Genomic DNA, 25,491 nt, shown 5'->3' with positions numbered 1-25,491 from the left:
CTTCTTCCCACATCACGCCATGGCCATTCATCTCGTCCATTACCTGCACAACGACCAATCCCACTGGGGAGTGGCGCATGTCCACGGCATTTCGCCGCTGACGGGCTCATACGCCACCACCGCCGAACTCATCGCATCAGGCGAAGCCGACTGGCGCGCGGCGCACGGCAGTCCCCCGTCGCTGCCCTATGCGGGCATGCAACTCTTGTCGCCAGTAACGGCGCCAGCCAGGCTCTTGTGCCAGGGTGCGAACTACCCTCAGCACATGATCGAGTCGGGCATGAACCCGGGCGAGAAGCGCTTCAACATGTTTTTCGAGAAGTCCGATTGTTCGCTCAATGCGCCGACCGGCAGCGTACGCCGCCCCGCTCACGTTTCGCTGCTCGACTACGAAATTGAGCTCGGCCTGGTGTTCAAGACCGCCATCACCAAACCAGTGACTGTGTCTGACGCTGACCTGCACAAGTACGTGTTCGGCCTCGTCATTGCGAACGACATTTCCGCTCGCGACATCCAGCTGCCGCAGATGCAGTTCTTCAAGGGCAAGAGCTACCGTGGCTTTTGCCCGGTAGGGCCATATCTTGCGGTGCTGGAGCCATCCGACTTCCGATACCTGAATCACCTTACGTTGACACTGGCGGTGAACGGCGAAGTACGCCAGCAGGACAGCACGGCGAACCTGGTCTACAAGCCCGCCGAGACCATCACCGAACTCTCGACCTTCAGCGATGTCGCACCCGGAGACCTGCTGCTTACGGGAACCCCCTCAGGCTGCGCGTTACGCGTTCCACCGCCATTCCTGCGTCGGGTGATGCAGTTGCTGCTGAACGAAAAGAAACTCTGGGCAGTCTTCAAGCGGATGCAGGGTCGGCGCTCCCAATACCTGAAGCCGGGCGACACGGTGACCGCAACCATCGCCAGTGCAGACCGTGTCATCGATCTCGGGGAGCAGCGCATTGGCATCGAAGGATAAATCCACCGCTGCATCGCTGCCCGATGTGGACGTGCTGATTGTCGGCCATGGCCCGGTCGGCGCAGCGGTCGCCTGTCTGCTTGGCCGCTACGGCGTACGCGTGCTGGCAATCGACAAGGCTGGCGGGATTCATCTCGCGCCTCGCGCCATCGCACTCGACAACGAAGCGCTGCGGATCCTGCAACTGGCGGGCCTCGAGGAAGGTGCGTTTCCAACAATCGCGATCCCGCACGTGCGCATGCACTGTCCGTATGTCGGCGAATTCGCGCGCGTCAACACCAGCGGCAGCCTCAACGGTCACCCCAAGCTCGTGACCTTCTACCAGCCCGAGCTGGAGCGGGCATTGCGCGGCAAGGTTGCGGAATACGAGCATGTGCAGTTCCTGGCGGGGACGGAGTTGACTTCCTTCTGCGAAACAGCGGAAGGTGTCACAGCCACCCTCACCCGCTCGGACGGAAGTGTTGCCAACGTGCTCGCTCGTTACCTGGTGGGCGCTGACGGGGCGGGTTCGGTCGTGCGCAGAGACATCGAACAGGACTTCGGCGGGCAAACCTACGCACAGGACTGGCTGATCGTGGATGCGCTTGACGTGCCCCACCCTATCGATCATGTCGAATTTCTCTGCGACCACCGCCGACCTACGCCTCACATGGTGGCGCCCGGTGGCCGTGAACGTTGGGAGTTCATGTTGCGCTCTGGAGAGACTCGCGAGCAGATCGAAACCCAAGAGTCCATCAGAGCCCTGCTCGCTCCATGGAGCCAGGGTCGAGAGATGCGGATCGAACGCCAGGCGGTGTACCGCTTCCACGCAAGGTCTTGCGAGCGCTTCTCGAAAGGTCGCGTGTTTTTGGCCGGTGATGCCGCGCACATCACCCCGCCCTTTGCGGGTCAAGGGCTGGTCGCAGGCCTGCGCGATGCAGCCAACCTCTCGTGGAAGCTCGCCTGGGTCGTGCGAGGCCAGGCGGCATCGGCAATCCTGGACAGCTACGACCAGGAGCGCAGGCCTCACGCCAAGAAAATGATCGGCCTTGCCAAGTTCATGGGGCGCTTGGTGATGCCACGCAATGCGCTCATGGCCATAGCGATGCACGGCATCTCGCGCCTGCTGCGCTACCTCCCTGGCCTGAGTGGCTATCTCGAGGAACTGGAGATCAAGCCGCAAAACCGTTTCACCAAAGGCTTGTTCGTGCCCGGCAAGGGCAAAAGACTCGCGCATGGCGACCTCCTGCCGCAAGGCGTGGTGCGCATGGCCAATGGCACGCACCTGTTGAGCGACGATGCGCTTGGCCAAGGCTTGACCTTGATTGGCTTCGGGCTCGACCCCACGGCACATCTTGATGAGGCTACACGTAGCAAATGGGCGGCCCGTGGCGGCAACATCGTCCATTTCTGTCTGCGCGGCGAAGCTCTGCATCGTGGTGAGCGGAGCTACGAGGACCTCAGCAATGTCTTGATTCCGAATGCCGCGCCCTTCGGCTGGGCGGCGGTGGTGCGACCGGATCGGACAGTGATGCACGACGGGCCCGTGACTGAGGCTCAGCGCCTTGTCAACGAAACGTTCTCTCTGCTCAACGCGGCGAGCTCTTGAGTCTCAACGGACAACACCATGCTGGCCTATGCCATTACTCACCGCGCGCGTTCTCGTCTCATCGCCTTGCAGGTTCCTCCCGCACCAACGCCTGCACCGACTGAAGTGAGAGTGGCGATGACGGCAAGCTCGATCAATCCGATCGACCGCCTCCTTGCCACAGGTTACGGCGCAGTTCTCGTCAATCCTCGTGGTCGCTTTCCACGCATCCTGGGCCGGGATGGGGTCGGTACGGTCATGGCCACCGGCTCGGCGGTTTCACATTTGCGTGTAGGCCAGCGTGTCATGCTTGCCGTATCGCCGCGCCGCGACGGAACCTACGCCGAGCAGGTCACGATACCGGGCGCTTGCGCTTGCGCCCTCGGCGAGACGATGACGGACGATGCCGCCGCTGTTGTCGGCTATGCAGGTTCGACCGCCGTGCAAGCACTGCGGGCGGCGGACCTTGATCCCGTCAGGGCGCGGGGAAGGCGGCTCCTGATCCATGGCGCCAGTGGAGGTCTCGGAACGATTGCTGTCCAGATGGCCGCCGGATGGGGCGCGCAAGTGACCGCGGTGTGTTCCACGCGCAATCACGCCTGGCTCAAGGAACTCGGTGCATCACGGACGATGGACTATGAAGAAGCGCGCGGCTTGCAGACTTTGCCAGCCGACAGCGTGATCGACTTCGCCACGCCTGCTTCCGAGGGCGGTGATCGTAGGCACGACCCGTTGCTCGCCGCGCTGCAGCGCACGGATGGCCGGCGCGTCTACGCCACAGTGATCACGCCCACGCTGGGCCTCGTCACTCGGCATGGGCTATTGCCTGGCTTGTTGCGCGCCGGCGCTGACCTCGCTTGGCGCAAGGCCAGCGCATCACTCAACGGCGTTCGCTACCGGCAGGTGTTGTTCCGCGAGGAGTCAGAGGCCCTGGCAAGGCTGGTCGATTTCTTTTCGAAGGCGCAAGCGCAATCTGTTGTCCAACGAGTGCTCGCAGCCCCGGCACTTCCCACCGAGTTTTCAGAAAGCACCGCACCGCGCATTCCCGGCAAGACGCTGGTTCATCTTTTCCCCCGTTAGTCCCGCCCCCGGTAGGAATGCCAGGTCATCGAACATAAGTCGGATGGACCGGCCCTGCCTTTCGTCAAAAAACCACCACCAGGAGACAAGTCAATGAAAATGCAAAAGAACGCCGTGGCTCTTACGCTGCTGCTGTGCTCGATGGGCGGGGCTCATGCCCAATCCGCCGGCCAATGGAAGATAGGAGGCGGCTGGTTCCACGTCGCGCCACAGTCCTCGGGCACACCTTTGACAGTCACGGCACTCGGCCAGTCCACACCAGTGCAGGGAAGCTCGTCGAAAGTGGCCAATGCCGAGACATTCGGCATCACCGCGACATACTTCCTGACCGACAATTTCGCGCTCGAAACCGCTATTGCCAAGCCACCTCGCCTGCGCCTGATCGGCACAGGTACGCTCGCAAAACTGGGTGAAGTCGGCAGCGCAGAGATCGTGAGTCCATCGCTGCTGCTGCAATACCACTTTCTTGAATCCTCGGCCAAGCTGCGCCCGTTCGTGGGGGCGGGCCTTTCTTACGTGAAGCTCAGCAAGATCGAGCTTGCGAACTCGATCTCCAGCGGGGCTTTTCTGCGCGATCCAACACTCGGCTCACTGCTCGAGGGACCCACCACTGCATCCTTCACCAGTTCGATTGCTCCTGTGGTGAGCCTCGGTGTCAACTACAACATCGACGAGCATTGGTCGCTGGGGCTGTCTGTGTCGTACACACGCCTCAGCACGCGAGCGACGCTCACGACGAAATCGAGCGTGGGTGATGTGGTTTCGACAACCAAAGCGAAGATCAACCCGATCGTGAGCTTTCTATCTGTAGGGTACCGGTTCTAGTGAGCTGGAGCGCAACCCACCTGGGGCGGCATCGTCGTGGTTCACTTGAGAACCCTGCAATTGACATGCCGCTGCTACGTCGGCAGTTTCATATGCGCGTCCAGCCCGCTGCTGCAGCGCCGGCGCGCACACAGTTTGGAAGTTTGATCATGAGCAATGACGGTCCGCACTACATCGCCCATTGGGTTTGCAAGACGGCGCGCCGTCAGGAAATGATCGACTGGTATGGCAAGGTGTTCAACGCCGAACTCGTCCACGCCGATGCCACCATTGCCTTCCTGGCTTGGGACGCCGAGAGTCACCGCCTCGCGCTCATCGCATTGCCGCGTTGGGTGCGCCTGCTCTTCCCCTTCGCGAAGATGCGGCGCAAGCTCTACGGCATAGACCACATCGCATTCGGATTCAAGTCGTTGCAATCGCTGCTGGCAACCTATTCTCGATTGCAGGAAAAGGGTGTGCGGCCGGTGTGGACCATCAATCATGGCCCGACCACGTCGATCTACTACGAGGACCCAGACGGCAATCGACTGGAGTTCCAGGTTGAGAATTTCGACACCGCTGAGGAAACGAAACGCTACTTCAGGTCGAAGGACTTTGCCGAAAACCCTATCGGCGTGACCTTCGATGCGGACTACCTCCTCGCGCGTCTGCAAGCTGGAGAAGCAGTCACGGAGCTGATGCGCCAGGGCGCCGGTAACCCGCCGGGTACGCAACCGGCAGCAAATATGAAGGCCATCAACTGGAGAACACTTTGACAACGAGCCTAGCCTCAGCACCTGTTGTCATCATCGGAGCCGGAGCTAGTGGATGCACATTGGCACTTCTGCTCGCGAGCTACGGTGTTCCTTCGGTATTGATCGAGCGTCGGGAAGCACCTTTGCGACATCCGGCGGCGCATGTCATCAATGGCCGCACGTTCGAGATTTGGTCAGCCTACTCACATGAGATGGCGCGAGAGATCAGCAGCTTGTGTCCACCGCACGCAGAGATCGGCGAGATACGTTGGTGTACGAGCCTAGCCGCGCATCCCTTGGGGAAGATCGACTTGCTAGATGATCAAGCCCGGCTTGAAAAAGTCGCTACTTTCAGCCCCTACCACATCGCTCACATCGGGCAGCACCAACTCATGCCCGTGCTATGGCGCTGGATTGAGAGCGAATCCCTGATCACGTTTGTGAAGGGCGCCGGCTTGATCAGCTTGAACCAAGATGAGGGAGGGGCCACCGTCGGCGTGAAGCATGCTCATTCGGGAACTACAGCCTACCGAGCGGACTGGCTGATAGGAGCCGACGGCGCCAACAGTTCTGTCCGCGAGATGCTGGGCGTCAGCATGGAAGGGCCGGTGCTGGCCCACATGGCGAGCGTCTTCTTCTCGGCGGACCTTGACAGCGTGCTTGCAAAGCCGCGCCCCTTGCTGAGTTGGATCTATAACCCTGACTTTTGTGGCGTGCTTATCAAGCATTTTGATGACCACTACATCTTGATGAGCCCGTTCATCACTCAGGAACAGGAGATGGTAAGACTCGGAGCTTCCTATTGGTCGCGGATGATTCCTAAGGTTATCGGTGCGGATGTGCCGTTCCAGATCCGTACGCAGGGCAACTGGAGCATGGCCACACAACTTGCACAGGTCTTCAGGAAAGGACGGGTCATGTTGGTAGGCGATGCCGCCCACCGTTTTCCCCATACGGGTGGTTTCGGTTTGAACAGCGGCGTGCAAGATGCGCAAAATCTGGCGTGGAAGCTGGCCGCCGTGCAAGAGTCACGGGCCACCGAAAGCCTGCTGGATTCCTACGAAGCCGAGCGCAAGCCGGTCGTTGCGTTGTTCGCGGAGCAAAGCGTGAGCAACCACTTCAAGCTCGACGAGGTCACCAATCACCTGAACATCACCAATCGAGGTCTGATGTCAGCCACCAAGGCCTTCGAAACCGCGCCCATCAAATGGCTACCATCCAAACTTAAGGGGCGATTTGCCGATGCCCTCATGAAGCTGGCCTTTAGCAAGACGCGACAGCTGACCGAAACAAGTGCCCGTGCCCATGAACTGAGAAGCCGAATTGCACAGGCCGTGCCGGGCCAGTTGGAGCATTTCCTCTCCACGGGGCTGGAGTTTGGCTATGCCTACTCAGGAGGACTGGTCATACCAGAGCGCTCTATGCAGCCGAAAGTTGGAGCCGGCGTCGTCGACTACCAGCCTACAACATGGCCGGGCTGCCGCCTGCCGCATGCGCTGATATCGCGGGGGGGTGTGGAGATTCCCCTCCTCTACGTCATCGACAAGCGCAAGTTTTCCCTGATCACTCATGATGACGTTGGGTGGGCCCAAGCACTTCTATGCTTACCCCTTCCATATGTCAGTGAACTCGTGTTGATCGTGGCGGTTCCCAGCAAGGCTGAAGATCGCGCAGAACTGGTGTCACTTTTTGAGGTTGGCGAGCACGGAGCTATCCTCGTTCGTCCGGATGGGCACGTGGCCTGGCGTACGACCCTGCCCGGAATGAACGCCGTTGGGGATTTGGAACAGGTCGTTCGCAAGCTTACGGTTTCGTACCGCAGAAAAATTGCCTCGGCCGTTGTGGCGTAGGCCGCTTTGCGTGGCGTGGCGCTGGTGCGATCCCCAAGATAATCACGTCGGTCGGTTGAACGCCTAAAGATTTCATCCAGCTGTTGTGCGCGGTGCCGGCGCCCGACTTGCTGCCATGCAACAGCAGCCGGCGCGATGCCAGCTCATGCAGCCGGACAGCGGCGCTTCAGATAGAACGTCCCCCAGGAGCAGAAAGCTTCTCTGCGTCGATCTAGGTGGGCCGAATGGCTCGCTGAAAATATTTTGGCAACGATACGACGATCGTCTGCCGCAGGACTTTCTTGAGCGCAACGTCAAAAGGCGTGGCGAATCCCGAAGTCATATCCTGTTGAACGATACGGCGTCATACCTCCAGTCGCGATCGGCGCTGGAGCATTAAAGAGGTTGAGGGCAGCACCATTCTTGTTGGTCAACCGCGCAAATGTCGCGTATAGAGCCGTCCGTTTTGACAGATTGTGGACATACCCGATAGCAAGTTGAGTCGCCTCCGGTCGCGACTGGTCTACACGCCCCGGCGCATTGTCATATCGCACCCTTGCAATGGAGCCCCGAATCAGCCCTGGTCCAATTGACACAGTGAAACCGAGCAACTGCCCGCGAAACGAAGTTCCCTGGATGTTCGCGGCAAACGTAGCTCCATCGAACTCAGTTTCTCGGCGGACGCGCGAAAGCTCACCCATCAACTTGACCAGTCCGAAGTCATATGACGCACCCGCGTTCACGGTCTTCGTGTGAGTGGTAGCGCCCGCGTAGTAGTTGTCGCCCACGGTGCTGTCACCATAGGCCACCGCGATGTCGAGCGGTCCTTGTGCATAGCCGAATCGAGTACCGACATAGCGACCGGTTCGAGCATCGTTTCCGTCCACGGCTGCGCGGCCGGGGGTTGAAGTGCCGGGATCGTACTTGGTCTTCTCATGAAACGTGTACATCACCTGGCCGTAGAAGCCGCCAAGATTTCCTGGAAGAAAATACCCAACGCTGTTGGAAGCCCGTACATAGTTGCTGTTGCTCACAGAGGGAATACCGGGAGCGGCGGCCACCGCACCTGCAATCGCATTTGGGGCGAGTGACGCGGAAAAGATGAGACTGGTGCCGACGCCGCTGGTACCGAAGGGATCAAACACGGTGTCGTTCCACAACGATGGCGTGTAGTCACGGCCCAGCCGAACTTCACCGAATGGACCGGAAAGGCTGACCGTGGAGCGGCGGGAAAAAGTCGAAAGCCCGGTTTGACCATCATCGTTCGTGATGGGCGCTTCTAGCCAAAAACTTGCCGCGAGACCCCCTCCAAGATCCTCAGTTCCTTTGAGGCCGAGTCGGCTCTGGTTGTATGCCGAGTTGGCCAAGGCTTTCTTGCTCAGCTTGACGGTACCTTGATTCACGAAGGCCGGATTGAATCCCACCGGAACACCGAAAGCGTTGTACGTGACGGCATTTCTCTGATCTCGCGAACTGGTCGAGTACGCACTCATCGACGCATCCACGACGCCAAAGAGTTGAATGCTCGACTGTGCCGACACCGCGGTTGTGAGCGAGATGGTAGCGATTGAAAGAATGGAACGTTTCATGTTGCTTGTCTCCGTTATTAAACTTCTCTTGAACTGATCCGCGGCACACCGTTTTCTTCCTCGCAGTGATCGCAGTGAAGGAAAGGCGCGCGCGTGGCACTCCCTGTCGGCCGCATGCAGTGCACGGGCTTCAATGGATTCGGAGAACCGGTAGAGCGCCTGGAACGACGCTGTGATCTGACGCGCGCTCTATGCGGTCGAGGGCGACGCGCCCGCGTCAATGCTGCGAGGACGGGATCTGTACGGACCCAAAGTCAATGCCAGCAGTCCCGCCAAGGCCAGCAGCCAGGGCATGAGTGCCAGCGTCCCTTCGTAGGACGAGGTGCGATCGAACACCACGCCGACTGCGATGGGACCGACCACTGCTCCGACTGCGTAACCCGAGAACGCGATTCCGAAGAGGGTGCCGAACGAGGCAAGATCAAAATACGATCGCACCAGGTAAGCGATCATGTCGCCTTCGGCACCGATCGCGAGTCCAATCAAAAAGCACGATCCCATCAACAAGGCATAAGTCTCCGAGGTGCGGATCAAGTAGCAGCCCAACGCTCCCGCCAGGAAGAAGCCACACGCTACATAGGGTGCATGGATCCGGTCGATCAGGACGCCTGTTGCGAGACGTCCGATGAGCAATCCCACGCCGACCATCGAAGCGCTTCGTGCTGCCTCCACAACGGTGAAGCCCTTGCCGATCAACATCGACGGGAGGTGGGGGCCAAACGAGAGCGTTGCTGCCGAGGCGAGCACGAACATCGAGAAGATTGCCCACAGTCGATAGGAGCGAAGAGCCGCAGAAAGACCCGCTCGGGTCTCGGAGGGGTTGAAGTGAGAAGTCGTCTCGCGCGAAGATGGTGCCCGGTTTTCCTTGAGCAGCAACCACGCAGGCAGGGACAGCATCAGCGAGCCCGCTCCCAGCAGCACATAGGCCGCCCGCCACCCGAATGCGGAAATGGCCGCATGCGAAATCGCCGGCATAGCGATGGCACCCAGGCCAAGTCCGCACATTGCGATGCCGACGGCAAGGCCAAGCCGACGATCAAACCATTGGGGAAGAATTGCCAGGTAACCGAGCACGGAGGTCGCTGCACCCGACACACCAACGATGAAGGAAAGAGTGATCCACGGGCCGCGTTGGCCGTTCTGCAGTGCCATGCCCGCGACGCTGATGCCGAACAGCAAGATGGAAGCGCCGATCACACGCTTGACGCCAAAGCGATCCATGAGTCGACCCACGATCGGACTGGCCAACGCCAAGCCCAGCATCGACATCGCATAAGACAGAGACGCTTCTCCCCGTCCCCAACCGAATTCGGCGGTCAACGGCGAAAAGAAAATTCCTGCCGTGCTGTTGAACACCGGCGCAAAGCCGGCAAACATGCCAAGCGCAGCGGCGAACACCACCGATGCGTAGATCCAGCGCGGGATCGCGAGGGCCGGATGTGGGGTCATTGTCTTTGTCTCCTGATCGGTGTCTCGCGGCGGATTACATGGCGGGCCCGTGTGCCACGCCTGCTTCCGCTGCATTGCGATGGTCAGCAAAATATTAACCATCAATTAATTAATCTTAAGAATTAATTTATGTGCCGTCAATTAAATGGAGGGACTGAAGTCACCGGTGTTTACCCTCGGCCGTTCACGTATGCGAAGGGGTTGGGGATGCACGCCCTCCCGCCAACGTGAGAAGCAGGCGACCGAGCTCTACGCGGCATGGTCCGGACCGATGTGCGAGACCGACGCACCGTTGCATGCTCGCGGTGCACCCGCAGCACCGCGAATCCGGACGCTACCAAGTCAGCACAAGTTTTCCCGTGTGAGTGTGTGCGTCCATGACCCGGTGCGCCGAGGCGACGTCCTCATAGGCGTAGGTATCGAAGACGACCGGCGAGAACGCACCGCGTTCCAGCAAAGGCCACACGACCCGGGCCATGTCCGACAGGATCGCGCCCTTCTCCGCAGGTGCGAGGGGCCGAAGCACCGAGCCGAACAGCGCGAGCCGCTTGCGCATGAGATCGACCAGGTCCAGTTCGACCTTTCGGCCCGCGAGCGCCGACACATAAACCATGCGTCCACCGCGTGCGAGGACCTGGACATTGCGCTCGAAATAGCTGCCGCCGATCATGTCGAACACGACGTCCATGAACTGCTTGCGCTCCCCTTCCAGCAGCACTTCCGCGAAATCTTCGGTCCTGTAGTTGATGGCCCGCTGCGCGCCATGCAGCACGCAACTACGACATTTCTCATCAGTGCCCGCCGTGGTCACCACATGCGCGCCAAGCGCATGTGCCAACTGGATGGCGGCAGTCCCCACACCGCTGGAGCCGCCGTGCACCAGCAGATGCTCGTGGGGTTGCAAGGCAGCTTTCTGAAAGACGTTCATCCACACAGTCGCGAAGGCTTCCGGGAGCGCAGCAGCCTGCGTGAAATTGAGCCCGTCAGGCACGCGAAGCACTTGCACTGCGGGAACGGACACATACTCGGCATGTCCCCCTCCCACTAGCAGCGCACACACCCGGTCGCCAACGGACCGGCCCGCCACCTCGGATCCCAGGTATGCCACCTCTCCTGCGACCTCAAGGCCAAGGATGTCGGTCACGCCGGTCGGCAGCGGATAGAACCCCGCACGTTGGGCGAGATCCGCATGGTTCAAACCCGATGCATGAACCTTGATGAGAATGTCGGTGGGACCAGGCACTGGGACGTCACGGTCCACCACGCGCAATACCTCGGGACCACCGGCACCTATACAAGCAATTGCTTTCATCGTTGGACACTCCTTTTGAAGCCGTTAGTCAGCTTCGAACCAGGCGCGCAGCGGAAGCTGCCTTCACGCAAGCGCTTGCTCGGGTCACGCGTACTTGGCCTCTCGTTGACCATCTGACTTCAGACCATGGGCGCGAGGAGTGCACCAAAGCCCGGTGTTGCCGATGGCAGCTCGAGCAGGTCCAACATGTTGCGCACGGTGCAGATCGAGGTAGAGGTGACCGGCAATCCGAGCATCGACTGCGCAGACGCCACGGCAGGGATCGACTGCATCTGCACGCAGGCCGAAAGCACCACGGCATCGACATTGGCGACATTCAATCGCTTCACATCCTCCAGCAGACGCATGGGGTCCCGCTTGCCAACCTCCAGGTTGTCCGCTATTTCAAAGCAGATACGGTCAACAACCTCGATGCCTTCACTTTCAATGTACGCGACCACCTTGTCGGTCAACGGCTTCATGTACGGCGCGAGCAACGAGACCTTACGGGCACCCAGCGCCTTCAAACCGTGGATGAGCGCCCCCGCCGAAGTCATGACCTTGGCGTCGCTGTTGTTCTCGCGGGCAATGCGTGCGAAGTCGCGCTCGACCTCACGGTGATAACCGAGGCCTTGCGCCATGATGGCTACGAGGCACGCGGTACTCATCACGTCCATGCGCGCATCAGAGAGCTCCGCAGCGCAGCGAAGGCCCTCTTTGTTCATGTTCGCCAGTTCTTCCGGTGTCACCCGATGCATGCGCATCCGGCTGGAATGGAACGTGAATCGCTCCGGATGCAGAGCCTCCCTTGCACGAAACATTGCCGGGATCTCCGTCTCCATCGTGGTGTTGGAACTCGGCACAATCTGGCCGATACGATAGCTTCTGGTCATCTTTTTGAGCGTCTTTGAGTGCAGGACTACTGGTTTGGCGGACCAAGGACAAACGGCTGGAGGGCCACGAGCATTTCCTCAGGGATCGGCGCGCGAACCCGCGCGTCGGTGCGAATGCAGATGGGCGATACCCGAGCACTGAAGATCCGCACGCCGCCGTGCTGCGTGGCTTCCAACTCGATGTCATAGCCATGCTCGCGGATCTCGCCGACGTGCACGGCGATATCGAACTCTTCTTCAGGCCAGAGCGCCCGATGAAACTCGAGTGCCATGCCCTTGCAGGGGGTGTCGACGCCCAAAGTCTTGCGCCACTCAGCACCTCGGCCTTGGCTCAACTCGCTGTAGAACAGATTGACCGCGTTGAGCACGTACTCCGTGAACTTCCCCGTGAACACCACGCCTGCAGGGTCGCAGTCGCTCCAGCGGACACGGCGGCGAACGACAAATGGTCGCCGGGACACCACGGATTCGTAGCTGTCAATCATGCGATTTGACCCGTGGAACCGGCTTCAACGTCCGCGCTGGCGGCGTGCGCGCGTTGCGCCTGAGCGAGCTTGATCTGCTGCATCAGTTCGGGATACGCCGCCGCGAGCCTGCCTTCGTCAATCCGGCCAGTTCGCGTCATGAAGGCGTAGATGAATTCGTACGGCGTGTAGCGCTTCATCCATTCGCCAATGCTTTCATACCAGCGATAAGATTTTTCCGAGGCCGCGATCAGCTTCAGCTTTTCTGGGCCGCGGGAGGCCGCGAACCGGGCGAGACGCTCGACCGCCGTGACGGCTGCGTCATCGCCGTCGTTCACCAAGGCGTCGGCCAGCGCAATCGCATCATCCATGGCGATGCGCGTGCCCGAGCCGATCGAGAAGTGCGCGCTGGTCTCCGCGTCGCCAATCAGGACCACCTTGCCGGCCGCCCAGCGGGCATTGCGAATCACCGGGAACTGTCGCCAGGTCGAATTGTTCGAGATCAACGCGTGGCCGTCGAGCTCAGGTGCGAACACCTCCTCAAACAGCTGCTGGCGTTGCTCCGCCGTCATCGCCGCCATGCCGAACGTCTGCCAGGTGGCATCGTCGCATTCAGCCACGAACGTGCTGTTGCTTTCAGAGTATGGGTAGTAGTGCGCAATGAAGGCGCCGCCTCGATGCTCCCGAAAGACGAGTGCGGCGGTGGGGAACGCCTTCCCGACACCAAACCACGCGAAATGGTTGGTCAGGGACTCGCGCGTGGTGCCAAATTGGGACTCACACGCCGTGCGAAGAGAAGAATTGATCCCGTCTGCACCGACGATCACGTCCGCATCCGACAGACCGGCTGCGTCTAGATCGGCCATGTCCTGCACCCGAACGCCGAACTCGATCTGGACGCCTGCATCGGTGGCTTCCTTCTGAAGGATCTGTAGCAAATCGATGCGTGCGATCGCACCGCCGCCCGCATTCGGTCGGCGGATCGAGATCGGCGTCTCGCGCGTCGTGATGATCTGATGCGTGGTGAAGATCATCTTCTCGACCAGCGCGTCGTGCGTGGGCGCATCGGCAGCCCGCAGCCGGCTGAGGCCGGCTTCGGCCAAGACGACACCGAAGCCAAAGGTCGAATCGGCGGCATTCTGTTCAACGATCTTGATGTCCCAGTGGGGGCACCGATGCTTGATCAAAATGGAGAGATACAGGCCGGAGGGTCCCGCGCCAACAATGGAGATCTTCATGATTTATGGAGTTCGCCGATGCGAAGTTCATCGTTGTCGAAGTGCTCGACCTGGCCGATCAAGCCGCCGGTCAATGCGCCGTGCCACACCGCGGGCTTGAAGCCCAGCGCCTTGCGGTGGAGCGTGATGGTGCCTTGGCTCTGAATGCGGTAGTAGCCCAGGCGGGGACCGGTGACCGCAAGCTCGGACACCTCTTGCGCATGCATAACCAGCGGCAAGAACTCGGGCACGTCGAGGACAAAGATCGTGGGCATCATGCAGCCTCCAGGTCGGCCGCCAGGCGTTCACCTTTGGTGCGCCAGACATCGTCAATGCACGTGAAGGGAGCGCCACCTGCTCGGCTCGCGTCCTCCAGTGCCGTTGCTGCGTCGATCGTGCGATTCGCATCTGACACGTCGATGTCGCTGAACGGACGAACCTGCCAGGTGATTTCGATAGAGTAGCCGTTCGGATCGAAGAAGTAGATCGACTCGATCACTTCATGGCGGATCTGATAGTTCACCTTGATGCCGGCAGCCTCGACTGCGGCCCTGCAGGCCAGCAAGTCTTCGCGGGTCTCGACTCGCCATGCGGTGTGGGTTGCACGGTAGCGATAGTCGTCGCGCGCTGTGGCGAACTCGGGCGGCTGCGTGCCGATGTAGTAGAAGAACGCGATCGTGCTGCCGGTGCCACTGTCGAAGAAAAAATGCAGAAAGTCAGCGTGGTCTTCCGGGCCCCATCCGCGCGCGGAGATGGCGTGAACCAACGGCAGCTTCAGCAGGTCGCGGTAGAAATGAACGGTCTCCGCGAGTTTCCAGGTGGGCCGCGCTGTGTGATGAACGCCGACCAGCGGCAATCCAGACTTTGCAATCATGCTTGTGTCCTTGGTTGGGATGAGGAGGAAACGTCAGCGGCCTTCTCGGCCGCCAGCTTTTCGGAGATCAACTGCTTGAGCAGCGGCTTGCTCAGCTTTCCAGTCTTGGTCAGCGGGAATTCGTCCATGGCCTCGATGCGCTCGGGCCACTTGAACTTGGCGACACCGCTTTCGCTGAGGAATGCGCCCAACTCAGCCACGGTGGGTACATTGGCGCCCGCCTTGACGATCATGAACGCGCACACGCGCTCGCCGTAGATCGGATCCGGCATGCCGACCACCGAAGTCAGTGCAACAGAAGGATGGCGACTGACGACCATTTCCACTTCTTCGCAGTTGATCTTCTCGCCGGCACGGTCGACCACGTCCTTGGTGCGGCCACAAAACTTGTAGTAGCGCTGACCATCGATGTCACGAAACAGCATCAAGTCACCGGAGCGGTAGTAACCCTGCGAAGTGAAGGCCTCCTTGTTCCGCTCAGGTGCGCTGTAGTAGCCGTGGATCGTGTAAGGCCCCGCAAAGACGCACTCGCCTTCGACGCCCTCCTCCAGAATCTCTTCCTCCGTCCCGATCTTGTACAGCTTCACTTCGTCCCACGGCGACACCGGGCGCCCGACCATACCATCGCGCACTTCCTGCGGCTGGTCGTCGCGCGTCATCATGATGACGCCCTCTGTCATGCCGAAGATGTGATACGCCGGCACCCCCAGGATAGCGCGCAGCTTCGGCGCACCGGTGGACGAGATCACGCCGCGAAGCTGCTTGACGGGCATCTGGCCGGACTCGATCGCGGGCCTGAGCTTCTCGAGCACGGGCCCGCCGACGACCGCCCAGGTGGGCAGGTACTCGCGAAAAAGTGCGAACAACGACTGCGGCTGCAAGTCCGTGGAGATCGTGATTGCACCGCCGGTCAGGAGGAATGGCCCGAAGCAACATCCCATGTTGAGGTTGTGCATCATCGGCAGCGGCATGAACAGGCAGTCGTCGCTTCGGTAGCCGTTGAACTGCGCCACGGCGCGCATGTTGTACAGATACTCGTTGTTGAAGCGGGGAATGATCTTCGGCACGCCCGTGGTACCGCCGGAGAGCTGGAACACGGCCACCTGGAAGGGATCGATTTCAATCTGCGCGAGTTGCTGCCTCGCGGCGTCCAGCGACATGGTGTCAATCAGCGCTCGCATGGACAGCGCCGAGCCGCGAGCCTCTCCGCGGGCCTGCACGATGTGTTGGAGCGATCCCACCTGAGCCTGCATGCGCTGCGCGAACTCGACATCGTCGAACTTGGGATCGTCGCCCTGGACAAAATGCAGGCGCGCCTTGCTCAGCTCGGCAAGGTAGCCAATCTCGTGTTCCCGGTGCGCCGCCAGCGTCGACACGGGAATAAGGCCGGCTTTGAGACAGGCGACGAACCCGACCACCAGCTCAGTGCTGTTCGCCAGTTGGAAGATCACGCGGTCTTTTGGGGCGAGGCCCAGCGCAAGCAGGGAGGCTGCGAAACGCTCGGACACCTCGTCGAGCTCCCGGTACGTCAGGTGACCTGCCGGCCCACATAGCGCGACGCGCTCGGCGTTCTCCTGGAACGATTCGCGAAGGCCTTGGGCCAAGCTCTCGAAGGTGAGCGCGCCCTCGTCGACATAGCGCTGCAACTTGAGAAGAGGCGGGTACACGACGCCTTCGATCGGTTCATGCACACCGATAGCTCGTTGATTGTTCTCTGCGGTCATTCCGGCTTCACTCCAATGGCTTTGACGACGCCCCCGAAGAGGGCTTTCTCTTGCTTCACGAACCGCTGGGCCTCGGCGACGGTGCCCGGCGTTGTATACGTCCCGAACTCCTGAAACTTCGCGTTCACATCCGCGAGCTGGAGTGCTGTGTTGAGCTCTTGGTTGAGGCGCTCTACCACCGCGGCGGGCGTGCCCTTTGGCGCAGCCACCATGAACCATCCCATGACCTTCAGGTCGGGCACGGTGCCCTTCGCCAAAGGAATGCCCTCCAGCCCGGGGAGCACCTTGTCCGACGCCACTGCCAATGCACGCAGGCGACCTGACTTGATCAGCTGTATCAGCGGGGCGACACCATCGGTGTACATCGCGATGTCGCCGGCGACCACGGCCTGCACGCCCTGCCCTGTCGTGGTGAACGGGACTTGCTGCAGACGGATTCCTGACTTCATCGCGAGCAGCTCGTTCGCGAGATGCGGAATGGATGTCCGGTTTGGGCTGCCTGCGGCCACAGTGTCGGGGGCCGCCTTGGCCAGCTTAACGGCATCCGCCAACGTCTTCGCCTCGAACTTGGGATTGGCCACGAAGATCATCGGAGTGACGCCGATGAGCGCTACCGTCGCGTAGTCGCGCTCAATGTCGTACTGCGCCTCCTTGTAGGTCAAGGGCGTCACCGTTGCAACCGCTGCGTGCACAAGCGCCAGGGTGTATCCGTCGGCCGGCGCGGACTTCAGCTGGTTCATAGCGATGATGCCCCCGGCGCCTGGCTTGTTCTCTACGATGACGGGCTGTCCGAGCGCCCGCGAAAGCTTGTCGCCCACGATGCGAGCGATGGTGTCGGGCGCCGTGCCGGGTGCAGTTGGCAACACGAGCCGGATGGGTTTGCTGGGGTACGTTTGCGCCCATGCAGGCGCGCAGATACTTATCAGCGCAACAGCAATGGCTGCGGCGTTGCGTCTTGAAGTTTTCACGATGTCTCCGCTTGTGTTTGGTTGCGCGTCCAGCGTCAGACCATGACCTTGTCTTTAAGCCATGCCTGCATCGCACGCCCGACGGCTATTTGGCCGGACTCTTCGCCCTCGGCCAGGGCCATCCCATGGTGATTGCCACGGATCTTTTGCCGTGACTTGTCCGATGTCCCCAGCGACTCATAGATCGCGTCCATGTCGGATGGGAAAGCAGCTTGGTCACCCGTGTACTCCAGCATCAGCGTCGGCAGCTGGAGTTCGTTCCCGCACTTCTCGAAGCTCGCGTTGGAACTGATGCCTGACCAGGTCGACAACCAGGATTCAGGGGTCACGAGTCGCGCAAAGCCTACGCTGCCCAGGTTCGACGTGAAGGGGTCTGCTCCCCACAATGTACCGACCTGACGATCGGATGGGTCCAGGCTCAGATCCCAGCAGCGCAGGTCCGCATCGGTGCGCCAGACAGGAAAAACCGGTGTGTAGGCAACGCGGCGGCGCAGCTCCGAGGACGGCGCTGTGTCCGCACGCAGCGTCTTCAGCTCTTTGCGTGCCAGAGCGCGTGTTCGCAGCAACGCCTTGGCGTGCGCGTCGATTCTGGCAACACGCGCATGTTGCGCTGCGCGGTATCGCTCCACGAACGCGGGCGTGTACGTCGAGGAAGACGGCGCCTCCTTGAAGCCGTTGGCCGGCTGGAAAGGATCAAGCGCAGGCTCGACAGACATCGGATCCGACTCGTCAGTGACGGAAGGGTCAATGCAGTTCAGCAGCAGCTTGCCTTGCCCAGGGTGAGGCGAAACGAGGATCAGCGCGTCCGGTGACGGCATGTCGGCCATTGCAAGCTTGACCGGCCTTCCGCCGGGGGTTGCCTCGAGCCGAGCTTCGGGAACACGCATTGCTTGCTGGGTATAGAACGCGTACAGACCCGCACCACCGGAATTGCCGAGCAGGACGACTTTCGTGAAACCCAGCTTCTTGAGGTGTGCCACACCGGCAGCAACGTCCAGAAGTGCGACTTCGTGTTCGAGACGCAGGTCGTTGCCGATGGATCGCGGGGCCTGAACCCAGCATGCACAGCCGGCGTCCAGTACGTCGGGTACGAGGTAGGGAGTGCCAGAGAACTCGCGCGGGTGCATCAAGCACACCACCGTCTTCTCCGTACCTGTCTGGCTGTACAGGAAGCCCAGCGTGCGCTGGTTGTCAGCCGTGCGCAGCCCGTGCGGCTTGACGGTGTAAGCCCGCTCCATGCGCGCCGGGTTCCAGCCTGCACCGCGCAGCCCCGCGGTTACTGGAGGCCTCTTGATCGATTCGCTCATGCTTGTCTCCGGTCTGTTTAATTAATGATCAGTTAATTTAATGTAGGGGAAATTTAATGACGCGTCAAATGCGCCAGAATGCGGTCATGAAAGCACCTGTTACCGAGCGGGCCTTGCCGCCCCTCAAGCGCACGAAAGTCAAACCGGGCGAACCCGTGACCCCTGAGGCGGTAATCGTCCCGAGGCGTCGGGGGCGCCCCCGCAAAGAGGAGACAGCGGACGCTTGCGTGACGCCACTCATCTCGCGCGAGGACATCATCGAGAAGGCGGTCGAGTTGACGAAGAGCGAGCCGCTGAGCGACTTATCGATCGTCAGCCTGGCTCGGCACTTCGGTGTGACCACTGCGCTGATCCACTACTACGCGGGCAGCCGCGATGAGCTGATCTCGGGCGTCATCAACCGCTACTTCATGGAGCGCGTCGAAAAATTGCGCCCGTTGACACGCAAGAACTGGCGATCCAACGTGGAAGACCATGCGTATGCCATCTTTGATGTGATGCTTCAGTACGGAGGCGTGCTCCGGTATCTGATGTCTCACAACCGCTTTCGCCTGTTCCAGCAAGTGGGTGCGGGCGAGACGGACTACGGCATGGTCTATCTGAACCGGATCGCGGAGATTTTTCGAAGCGGTGGATTCAATGCGGAAAAGTGCGCCCTTGGTTATCACTTGCTGATCCAGTACGTCATGACTTCGGCGTACGCAGAGGTGAACCGGCAGCTACCTGGGGACCACGGTGACTACATCCTGGGAAAGATTCGAGAGACCTCCAAGGAGCAGTTCCCTGCGGCCCACTTCTTTGCCTCCGCATTCTCGAAGCTCGATAGCCGGACTGCTTTCAACGCAGGCCTGAAGATCCTTCTGGATGGAATGGAAAGATGGCCCCGCAGTAGTGCCGGCCACAAGTAGGCAGCGCTCGCTCGTCGGTCCGTTCCCTCGAAGACCGCCCCAATCTCTACAACAGGGCCTGCTCGGAAGCTTGCGGTACCGAGCGCTTGATGAAACGCCTAACCCCCAGCAGCAGGTCGTCGACAAGCGTGAACACCACTGGCACGACGAGCAGGCTCAGCACCGTCGAAGTCAACAACCCGCCGATGACCACGATCGCCATCGGCTGGCGAAAGCTCGGTTCTGCGCCCAGGCCCAGCGCGTTGGGCAGCATGCCGGCACCCATGGCGATCGTCGTCATCACGATCGGCCGGGCGCGCTTGTGGCATGCATCCATCAGCGCCTCGAAGCGTCCAAGACCCCGTTCGCGCCGCGCCAGGATGGCGTATTCCACGAGCAGGATCGAGTTCTTCGTCACAATCCCCATCAGCATCAGCACGCCGATCACGACCGGCATCGAGAATGGCTGCTGCGTCATCCACAGCGCGAACAGTGCGCCGGCCAGGGCCAGCGGCAGCGCAGCCAGGATGGTGCCGGGCTGCAGGAAGTCGTGGAACAGCAAAACCAGCACGGCGTAGATGCAGAAGACGCCGATCGCCATTGCGGTGCCGAAGCTGCGGAACAGTTCGCCCATGCGCTGCACGTCGCCTTGGTCGACGCTGCGCACGCCGGCCGGCAGCGAGCGCAGGGCTGCAAGCGCCATCGCCTCGTGTTGCACATCGCCGATGGCGCGTCCGTTTAGTTCCACGCTCAGCGTGACATTGCGGGAACGATCGAGGCGGTCGATCTGCGAAGGCCCGCTGCCCAAGGTGACCTCTGCCACCGAGCCTAGACTCACGCTGCCATTGCTGCCCTGCACCCGCAAGTCGGCCACGCGGCCCAAGTTGCCGCGCAATGCCGGGTCCATGCGCACGCGGATCGCGATCTGGCGCTGCGGCAGATTCAGCTTCGGCAGCGCGGTCGAATAGTCGCCGTAGGTTGCCAGGCGTACGGCGTCACCGAGTGCCTCCGAGGTCACCCCGAGCGAGGCCGCCCGCGCGGTGTCGGGCCGCACCTGGATTTCCGGGCGCTGCAGCGCCGCACTCGACGTCACGTTGCCGATGCCCTTGAGCGTACGCAGTTGCGCTTCGGCATCGGCCGCCGCGCGCAGCAAGGTCCCGGGGTCGTCGCCGGCGAGCGTGATCTGCAGGGCCTCGCCGCTATCGCCACTGCCCACCGTGACCCGCACGCCCGGAATTGCGCGCAGCACCTCGCGCATCTTCGCCTCCACAGCCGATTGCTTCAGGTGCCGGTCGCCGCGCGGCACCAGATCGACGGTCAGGGTCGCGCTCGTCAGGTCCGCCGCCGATGACGACATGGTCGGACTGGATGCGGCGGTGGCGGTGCCGGCCGAAACAAAGACAGTGCGTACCTCGGGCAGCGTGTGCAGCAACTGGGCGGCACGCTGGCTCGCCGCAGCGGTTGCCTCCAGCGTGCTCCCCGGCGCCAGCTTGATCGTCACGGTGCTCTGCGCCTTGTCCTGGGCCGGAAGGAAGCTGGTCGACAGCAGCATGGCGACGCCGACGGAGGCCAGGACAAAGGCCATAGAGGCCGCGACGACGGCACCCCGGTGCGACAACGTGGTACGCACCCCGCCCAGATAACGTGTCATCAGCGGTCCGTCGGCCTTTGCTTGCGCATCGGCCTTCACCGGCTTGAGCATGTAGGCGGCCATCATCGGCGTCAGCAGCCGCGCGACCAGCAACGACATCAAGACGGCGACCGATGCGGTGATGCCGAACTGGCGGAAGAACTTGCCCGGAATACCGCCCATGAATGCCGTCGGCAGAAACACCGCCACCAGCGTGAAGGTCGTCGCGATGACGGCCAGGCCGATTTCGTCGGCCGCTTCCATCGCCGCCTGGAACGGCGTCTTGCCCATGCGCAGGTGGCGCTCGATGTTCTCGATCTCGACGATGGCATCGTCGACGAGCACACCGACCACGAGCGACAGCGACAGCAGCGTGATCGTGTTCAGCGAGTAGCCGGCCAGCGCCATCACACCGAAAGTGGGCACGATCGACAGCGGCAGCGCGGTGGCCGCAATGAAGGTCGCGCGCCAGTTGCGCAGGAAGCACCAGACGACGACGATCGCGAGCAGCGCGCCTTCGATCAACAGATGCATCGAGCCTTCGTAGTTTTCCTGGACCGGAGCGACCGTGTCGCTCGCTTCGACGATCTTGACTTCGGGATGCGCCTGCGCGAAACGGCCCACCGCGGCGCGCGCCGCGTCAGCAACACCGACGTCCGAGTAGCCGCGCGAACGCGTTACCTGGAAGCCGATGACTTTCCGGCCATCACGGAACGCGAGCGTCGTCGGGTCGGTGCGCCCGTCAGTGATGCGCGCGATCTGATCGAGCCGCACATAGCGGCCATCGGCCAGCGCCAGGGTGAGCGCGCCGACCTCGGCGGGCGTGCCGACGGTCGCGATCATGCGCGTCGACTGGCGCTGGCCGCCGATGTCGCCCTGCCCGCCTGAGCTTTCCTTCTGCGTCGCCGTCAGCTTGGCCGACACATCCGACGGCGTCACGCCCAGGCCCGACATCAGCGTGGGGTCGAGGTCGACGTGCACCTCGCGGTCCAGACCGCCGACGCGGGCGACCGACGCGACCCCCTTTACCGCGAGCAATGCCTTCGTGAGGTCGTTGTCGACGAACCAGGACAGGTCCTGTTCGTCCAGGGTTTCCGACTCGATCGTGTAGGTCAGGAATGCCGAGCCGGCCGTCGTGATCTTCGAGACCGTCGGCGAGGCCATGCTCGACGGCAGGTCGGCCCGCACGCCGTCCACGGCATTGCGCACTTCGCTCAGCGCCTCTTCGCCGTTCTTGTCGATCTCGAAGCTCACGCTGATCGACACCGAGCCGTCGGTGATGGTCGTGACGATGTGATCGAGCCGGCTGAGCGAGGCCAGCTTGTCCTCGATCTTGCGCGCGACCTCGGTTTCGAGCTGCGAAGGCGCCGCGCCTTCCAGCGTGGCCGTGATCTGCACGGTCGGCAGATCCATGTCCGGGAAGTTCTGGATCTGGAGTTGCCGGAAGCCGAGAATCCCCAGCACGGTCAACAACGCGAAAAGCAGCAACGCCGGCACGGGGTTGCGGATGGACCACGACGAGAAGTTCATCGGGCAACCCCCTGCGGCGGTGCGCCGACAGTCTCTTGTGCTTCGAGCACGGTCACCTGCACCCCATCGGAGAGAAAAGCTCCGCCTTCGGCGACGACGCGCACTCCGGCGGGCAAACCCTCTACCTCCACGCGATCCCCCTGCCGGCGTTCGGTTGTCACCGCAAGGCTTGCAACCTCGTTTCCGGCGCCCACCAGGTAGACGTAGGCACGGCCGTCGCGCAGCGTCACCGCTGTCTGTGGCAAGGTCTGCGCCGGCCGGGACGCGAGTTCAATGACACCGTTCACGAACATGCCCAGCCGCTCGGACCCATGGCCCGACAAGCTGACATAGACGGTTGCGCGACCGGTGCTGGTGCTCAGGGTCGGGCCGATCAGTCGCACGCGGCCTTCGACCCGCTCGCCGCTCGGCAAGCTCGCATACGCCTTCTGACCCACCCGAAGGCGCGACACCTGCCGGGCATCGAGTTCCGGGCGCCATTCGACGCGGCCTTGGCGCACCAGTCGGAACATCTCGGTCCCTGCGCTGACGACATTGCCGAGCACCGCCGACTTCGACGACACGACGCCATCGTCGACGGCGACGATGCGCGTCTGCCGCAGCTTGAGGCGGATGCTGTCGAGCTCGGCCCCGGCCGACGCGAGCGATGCACGCGACGTCGCCTCGGTGATGCGGTAGTCCTCGACTTTCTGTGCCGAGAGCGCCCCGCTGCTTTCGACATCTTTTGCGCGCCGCAGGTTCGAGACGGCCTGTTCCAGTGTCGCGCGGGCCTGCGCAACGGACGCCTCCTGCTTGCGCAGATCGGCCTGCAGGCTTTCGTTGGCCAGCCGTGCAAGCACATCACCACGCTTGACGTTCGAGCCCACATCGACCAGAAGCTCCGCGATGCGCAGCCCTCCGGTCTCGGGGCTGACGATGATTTCCTGCCACGCGGCCAACGGACCGCTGCCCTGCACGATGTCCGGCCACACCTGCGTCGTCGGTGCGATCGCGTTGACGCTCAACACGCTCGGTGCCTTGGCATCGGACGCGGAAGCGGCGGTCGCTGGCGCCTGGCTCCAGACGACGGCACCCGCCACCAGCGCAACGACCAGCGCCACCGCGCCGGCGCGCAGGGTTTTGTTCAAAAGAGTTCTCATGAGTTTGTGTTCAAAGCTTCGGTGGGCGTGAGGCCGGATGCAGTTGCCGGCGTGCCCGGCTGCCAGCCTCCGCCAAGCGCCTTGTAGAGCGCGATCCAGTATTCGATGCGATCACGCCGCAGCGTGATCAGGGTGATTTCTGCCGACAGAGCGGAGCGACGCGCTTCTTCCAGCGTCAGCAGGCTTTCGAGGCCCGCACGCCAGTTCACTTCGGTGGCCTGAAAGTAGCGGCGGTAGTTCAGGTCCGCGCGCTCGGCCTCTTCGACGCGGCGCGCTGTGCTGTCCAGGTTGACGAGTGAACGCTCGACCTCCTTCACCGCCGTACGCACGCCCTGCCGGTAGCTGGCGAGCGCCATCCGGTAGCCGGCCTGTGCGGTAGCCACTGCGGCGCGACGCCTTCCTGCGTCGAACAGCGGAATCGACAACGAGGGACCGAGCGACCAAGTCGTCAAGGCCGAGGTGCCTGGCGTCGCCGAGATCGCGATCGAGCCCGACAACGACAGGCTGGGGTACAGGTCGGCCTGCGCCGCGCCGATCTCGGCGCTGCTCGCCGCCAGTTCGCGCTCGAGCGACGCGAGGTCGGGCCGTTGCCGCAACGCATTGGCCGGCACGCTCTGCACCTCGAGGGCCGCCGGGGCAGGCAGGCGGCCATCGGCCGCCTTGCCGCCGGACAACAACGAGCGCAACGCCGGCTCGTCGCGCCCGGTCAGGTCCACAAGCGACTTGACGAGCAGATCACACTGCGCGCGCTGCGAGATCAGCGTCGAGGCCGCGCTCGCAAGACTGGCGCTCGCCAGCGCGGCATCGGACTGCGCACTGAAGCCTGCCCGCACGGCAGCAGCCGTTGCCCGCTCAGTCTGCGCCGTCGAAGCGCGTTGGCGCTCGTAGGCTTCGACCAGCAACTCGCAGGCGCGGTACTGCACATAGGTGTCGGCCACCTCAGCCGCCAGCGAGACCCGCGCGTCATGCCAGTCCGCCACGCGCGCATGGGCGCGTGCCTCGGCCGCTTCGGTGTTGCGCCGCACCTTGGAGAACAGGTCAATCTCCCATGCCGCATCGAGGCCGGCGCTGCGCGTCGTTTCCGTGGCCAGCGCACCCGACACGGACTGCTGGCGCGCCCGGGAAAGCGATGCGCTGCCATCAAGGCTCGGCAAGCCGCTTGCACGCGCGGTGGTGAGTGTCGCGCGCGCCTTCTCGATACCCGCCCATGCCTTCACGAGGCTGGGGCTGTCCGCATCGGCGAGCGCGATCAGCTGCGCTACGACGGGGTCGTCGAACTGCCGCCACCAGTCGCGCATCGCGCCGGCATCCCCGCCATGGGGCAGCACGGACTGCCAAGCGGCGGGCGCTGCCGGCGCCGGTTCGGAATAAGTAGGTCCGACGGCACAGGCCGCGAGTGCGAGGCTCCCGAGAGACAGTGCCAGGACAGTGAAAGGATGGGTCGAAAAAGAAGAACGCATGGTGTCGCCGGGAGTTCACTCATCGTAGGAAGAGCCTCCGTTCACCACGGTTCGGCGGCGT

General features: G+C 62.2%; 21 protein-coding genes. 7 read left to right on the top strand and 14 right to left on the bottom strand.

All coding sequences use genetic code 11. The annotated features are described in order from the left end of the window. Positions 1-19 precede the first annotated feature (19 nt). The 6 genes from ASC92_RS05645 (at position 20) to ASC92_RS05620 (ending at position 7,029) form a co-directional block, all read left to right on the top strand. Positions 20-973, top strand: a complete 954-nt coding sequence (locus tag ASC92_RS05645; protein WP_056511403.1) for a fumarylacetoacetate hydrolase family protein — start codon at positions 20-22, stop codon at positions 971-973. Then, positions 957-2,561: a bifunctional 3-(3-hydroxy-phenyl)propionate/3-hydroxycinnamic acid hydroxylase gene (locus ASC92_RS05640; protein ID WP_056511400.1), complete on the top strand. Its 1,605-nt coding sequence runs from the start codon at positions 957-959 to the stop codon at positions 2,559-2,561. The genes ASC92_RS05645 and ASC92_RS05640 overlap by 17 nt, the downstream gene beginning before the upstream one ends. Before the next feature lie 18 nt (positions 2,562-2,579). Then, the gene (locus ASC92_RS05635; RefSeq protein ID WP_082519475.1) at positions 2,580-3,620 is read left to right on the top strand and encodes an alcohol dehydrogenase catalytic domain-containing protein; all 1,041 of its coding nucleotides are present in this window, start codon (positions 2,580-2,582) and stop codon (positions 3,618-3,620) included. Positions 3,621-3,719: 99 nt separating this feature from the next. Further along, positions 3,720-4,445: an OmpW/AlkL family protein gene (locus ASC92_RS05630; RefSeq protein WP_056511903.1), complete on the top strand. Its 726-nt coding sequence runs from the start codon at positions 3,720-3,722 to the stop codon at positions 4,443-4,445. 65 nt (positions 4,446-4,510) lie between these two features. Continuing rightward, the gene (locus ASC92_RS05625; RefSeq protein WP_235505670.1) at positions 4,511-5,200 is read left to right on the top strand and encodes a VOC family protein; all 690 of its coding nucleotides are present in this window, start codon (positions 4,511-4,513) and stop codon (positions 5,198-5,200) included. Then, positions 5,197-7,029, top strand: a complete 1,833-nt coding sequence (locus ASC92_RS05620; RefSeq protein ID WP_162245698.1) for an FAD-dependent monooxygenase — start codon at positions 5,197-5,199, stop codon at positions 7,027-7,029. Before ASC92_RS05625 ends, ASC92_RS05620 begins: the two co-directional genes overlap by 4 nt. A 293-nt stretch (positions 7,030-7,322) precedes the next feature. On the opposite strand, the gene ASC92_RS27865 is transcribed toward ASC92_RS05620, so the two are convergent. The 11 genes from ASC92_RS27865 to ASC92_RS05570 all read right to left on the bottom strand — a co-directional run bounded on the left by ASC92_RS27865 (position 7,323) and on the right by ASC92_RS05570 (position 18,784). Continuing rightward, complete coding sequence (locus tag ASC92_RS27865) at positions 7,323-8,597, bottom strand: porin (protein ID WP_082519473.1); 1,275 nt, start codon at positions 8,595-8,597, stop codon at positions 7,323-7,325. A 189-nt stretch (positions 8,598-8,786) separates the two neighbouring features. Further along, positions 8,787-10,046 carry an MFS transporter gene (locus ASC92_RS05615; protein ID WP_056511390.1) on the bottom strand — a complete coding sequence of 420 codons (1,260 nt, stop codon included), beginning with the start codon at positions 10,044-10,046 and terminating at the stop codon, positions 8,787-8,789. A gap of 334 nt (positions 10,047-10,380) precedes the next feature. Continuing rightward, positions 10,381-11,358, bottom strand: coding sequence for an NAD(P)H-quinone oxidoreductase (locus ASC92_RS05610; protein WP_056511386.1), 978 nt, complete (start codon positions 11,356-11,358; stop codon positions 10,381-10,383). A gap of 119 nt (positions 11,359-11,477) precedes the next feature. Then, positions 11,478-12,230, bottom strand: coding sequence for an aspartate/glutamate racemase family protein (locus ASC92_RS05605; protein WP_056511383.1), 753 nt, complete (start codon positions 12,228-12,230; stop codon positions 11,478-11,480). A gap of 26 nt (positions 12,231-12,256) precedes the next feature. After that, positions 12,257-12,715 carry an acyl-CoA thioesterase gene (locus ASC92_RS05600; RefSeq protein WP_056511380.1) on the bottom strand — a complete coding sequence of 153 codons (459 nt, stop codon included), beginning with the start codon at positions 12,713-12,715 and terminating at the stop codon, positions 12,257-12,259. After that, the gene (locus ASC92_RS05595; RefSeq protein WP_056511377.1) at positions 12,712-13,932 is read right to left on the bottom strand and encodes an FAD-dependent monooxygenase; all 1,221 of its coding nucleotides are present in this window, start codon (positions 13,930-13,932) and stop codon (positions 12,712-12,714) included. The genes ASC92_RS05600 and ASC92_RS05595 overlap by 4 nt, the downstream gene beginning before the upstream one ends. Continuing rightward, positions 13,929-14,189, bottom strand: coding sequence for a hypothetical protein (locus ASC92_RS29580; protein WP_056511376.1), 261 nt, complete (start codon positions 14,187-14,189; stop codon positions 13,929-13,931). The genes ASC92_RS05595 and ASC92_RS29580 overlap by 4 nt, the downstream gene beginning before the upstream one ends. Beyond that, positions 14,186-14,785, bottom strand: a complete 600-nt coding sequence (locus ASC92_RS05585; RefSeq protein WP_056511373.1) for a VOC family protein — start codon at positions 14,783-14,785, stop codon at positions 14,186-14,188. Before ASC92_RS05585 ends, ASC92_RS29580 begins: the two co-directional genes overlap by 4 nt. Next, positions 14,782-16,509 carry an AMP-binding protein gene (locus ASC92_RS05580; protein ID WP_056511370.1) on the bottom strand — a complete coding sequence of 576 codons (1,728 nt, stop codon included), beginning with the start codon at positions 16,507-16,509 and terminating at the stop codon, positions 14,782-14,784. The genes ASC92_RS05585 and ASC92_RS05580 overlap by 4 nt, the downstream gene beginning before the upstream one ends. Further along, complete coding sequence (locus ASC92_RS05575; protein ID WP_162245697.1) at positions 16,506-17,477, bottom strand: Bug family tripartite tricarboxylate transporter substrate binding protein; 972 nt, start codon at positions 17,475-17,477, stop codon at positions 16,506-16,508. Before ASC92_RS05575 ends, ASC92_RS05580 begins: the two co-directional genes overlap by 4 nt. Before the next feature lie 35 nt (positions 17,478-17,512). Further along, complete coding sequence (locus tag ASC92_RS05570; protein WP_200935934.1) at positions 17,513-18,784, bottom strand: alpha/beta hydrolase; 1,272 nt, start codon at positions 18,782-18,784, stop codon at positions 17,513-17,515. Between the two features lie 86 nt (positions 18,785-18,870). Here ASC92_RS05570 and ASC92_RS05565 point away from each other — a divergent pair, with 86 nt between their 5' ends. Beyond that, positions 18,871-19,692 (top strand): TetR/AcrR family transcriptional regulator, encoded by an 822-nt coding sequence (locus tag ASC92_RS05565; RefSeq protein ID WP_082519500.1) that lies wholly within the window; start codon positions 18,871-18,873, stop codon positions 19,690-19,692. Between the two features lie 46 nt (positions 19,693-19,738). On the opposite strand, the gene ASC92_RS05560 is transcribed toward ASC92_RS05565, so the two are convergent. The 3 genes from ASC92_RS05560 to ASC92_RS05550 are packed head-to-tail and all read right to left on the bottom strand — an operon-like array spanning position 19,739 to position 25,430. After that, positions 19,739-22,831: an efflux RND transporter permease subunit gene (locus ASC92_RS05560; protein WP_056511360.1), complete on the bottom strand. Its 3,093-nt coding sequence runs from the start codon at positions 22,829-22,831 to the stop codon at positions 19,739-19,741. Next, the gene (locus ASC92_RS05555; RefSeq protein WP_235505667.1) at positions 22,828-23,958 is read right to left on the bottom strand and encodes an efflux RND transporter periplasmic adaptor subunit; all 1,131 of its coding nucleotides are present in this window, start codon (positions 23,956-23,958) and stop codon (positions 22,828-22,830) included. Before ASC92_RS05555 ends, ASC92_RS05560 begins: the two co-directional genes overlap by 4 nt. 8 nt (positions 23,959-23,966) lie before the next feature. Next, on the bottom strand, positions 23,967-25,430 hold the full coding sequence (locus ASC92_RS05550) for an efflux transporter outer membrane subunit (RefSeq protein ID WP_056511356.1): 1,464 nt from the start codon (positions 25,428-25,430) through the stop codon (positions 23,967-23,969). Between the last annotated feature and the right edge of the window lie 61 nt (positions 25,431-25,491).

The sequence above is a fragment of the Variovorax sp. Root411 genome, from assembly GCF_001425205.1.
Classification (GTDB): domain Bacteria; phylum Pseudomonadota; class Gammaproteobacteria; order Burkholderiales; family Burkholderiaceae_C; genus Variovorax.
Note: the sequence above shows the minus strand (reverse complement) of the source record. Positions and strands in the feature narration are given on the sequence as shown.

Bases quoted from the DNA above. Each gene is read 5' to 3' on its own strand.
- ASC92_RS05645 (WP_056511403.1), top strand. From the start codon at position 20: ATGGCCATTCATCTCGTCCATTACCTGCACAACGACCAATCCCACTGG.
- ASC92_RS05635 (WP_082519475.1), top strand. From the start codon at position 2,580: ATGCTGGCCTATGCCATTACTCACCGCGCGCGTTCTCGTCTCATCGCC.
- ASC92_RS05630 (WP_056511903.1), top strand. From the start codon at position 3,720: ATGCAAAAGAACGCCGTGGCTCTTACGCTGCTGCTGTGCTCGATGGGC.
- ASC92_RS05625 (WP_235505670.1), top strand. From the start codon at position 4,511: ATGCCGCTGCTACGTCGGCAGTTTCATATGCGCGTCCAGCCCGCTGCT.
- ASC92_RS27865 (WP_082519473.1), bottom strand. From the start codon at position 8,597: ATGAAACGTTCCATTCTTTCAATCGCTACCATCTCGCTCACAACCGCG.
- ASC92_RS05615 (WP_056511390.1), bottom strand. From the start codon at position 10,046: ATGACCCCACATCCGGCCCTCGCGATCCCGCGCTGGATCTACGCATCG.
- ASC92_RS05610 (WP_056511386.1), bottom strand. From the start codon at position 11,358: ATGAAAGCAATTGCTTGTATAGGTGCCGGTGGTCCCGAGGTATTGCGC.
- ASC92_RS05605 (WP_056511383.1), bottom strand. From the start codon at position 12,230: ATGACCAGAAGCTATCGTATCGGCCAGATTGTGCCGAGTTCCAACACC.
- ASC92_RS05600 (WP_056511380.1), bottom strand. From the start codon at position 12,715: ATGATTGACAGCTACGAATCCGTGGTGTCCCGGCGACCATTTGTCGTT.
- ASC92_RS05595 (WP_056511377.1), bottom strand. From the start codon at position 13,932: ATGAAGATCTCCATTGTTGGCGCGGGACCCTCCGGCCTGTATCTCTCC.
- ASC92_RS29580 (WP_056511376.1), bottom strand. From the start codon at position 14,189: ATGATGCCCACGATCTTTGTCCTCGACGTGCCCGAGTTCTTGCCGCTG.
- ASC92_RS05585 (WP_056511373.1), bottom strand. From the start codon at position 14,785: ATGATTGCAAAGTCTGGATTGCCGCTGGTCGGCGTTCATCACACAGCG.
- ASC92_RS05580 (WP_056511370.1), bottom strand. From the start codon at position 16,509: ATGACCGCAGAGAACAATCAACGAGCTATCGGTGTGCATGAACCGATC.
- ASC92_RS05570 (WP_200935934.1), bottom strand. From the start codon at position 18,784: ATGAGCGAATCGATCAAGAGGCCTCCAGTAACCGCGGGGCTGCGCGGT.
- ASC92_RS05565 (WP_082519500.1), top strand. From the start codon at position 18,871: ATGAAAGCACCTGTTACCGAGCGGGCCTTGCCGCCCCTCAAGCGCACG.
- ASC92_RS05560 (WP_056511360.1), bottom strand. From the start codon at position 22,831: ATGAACTTCTCGTCGTGGTCCATCCGCAACCCCGTGCCGGCGTTGCTG.
- ASC92_RS05550 (WP_056511356.1), bottom strand. From the start codon at position 25,430: ATGCGTTCTTCTTTTTCGACCCATCCTTTCACTGTCCTGGCACTGTCT.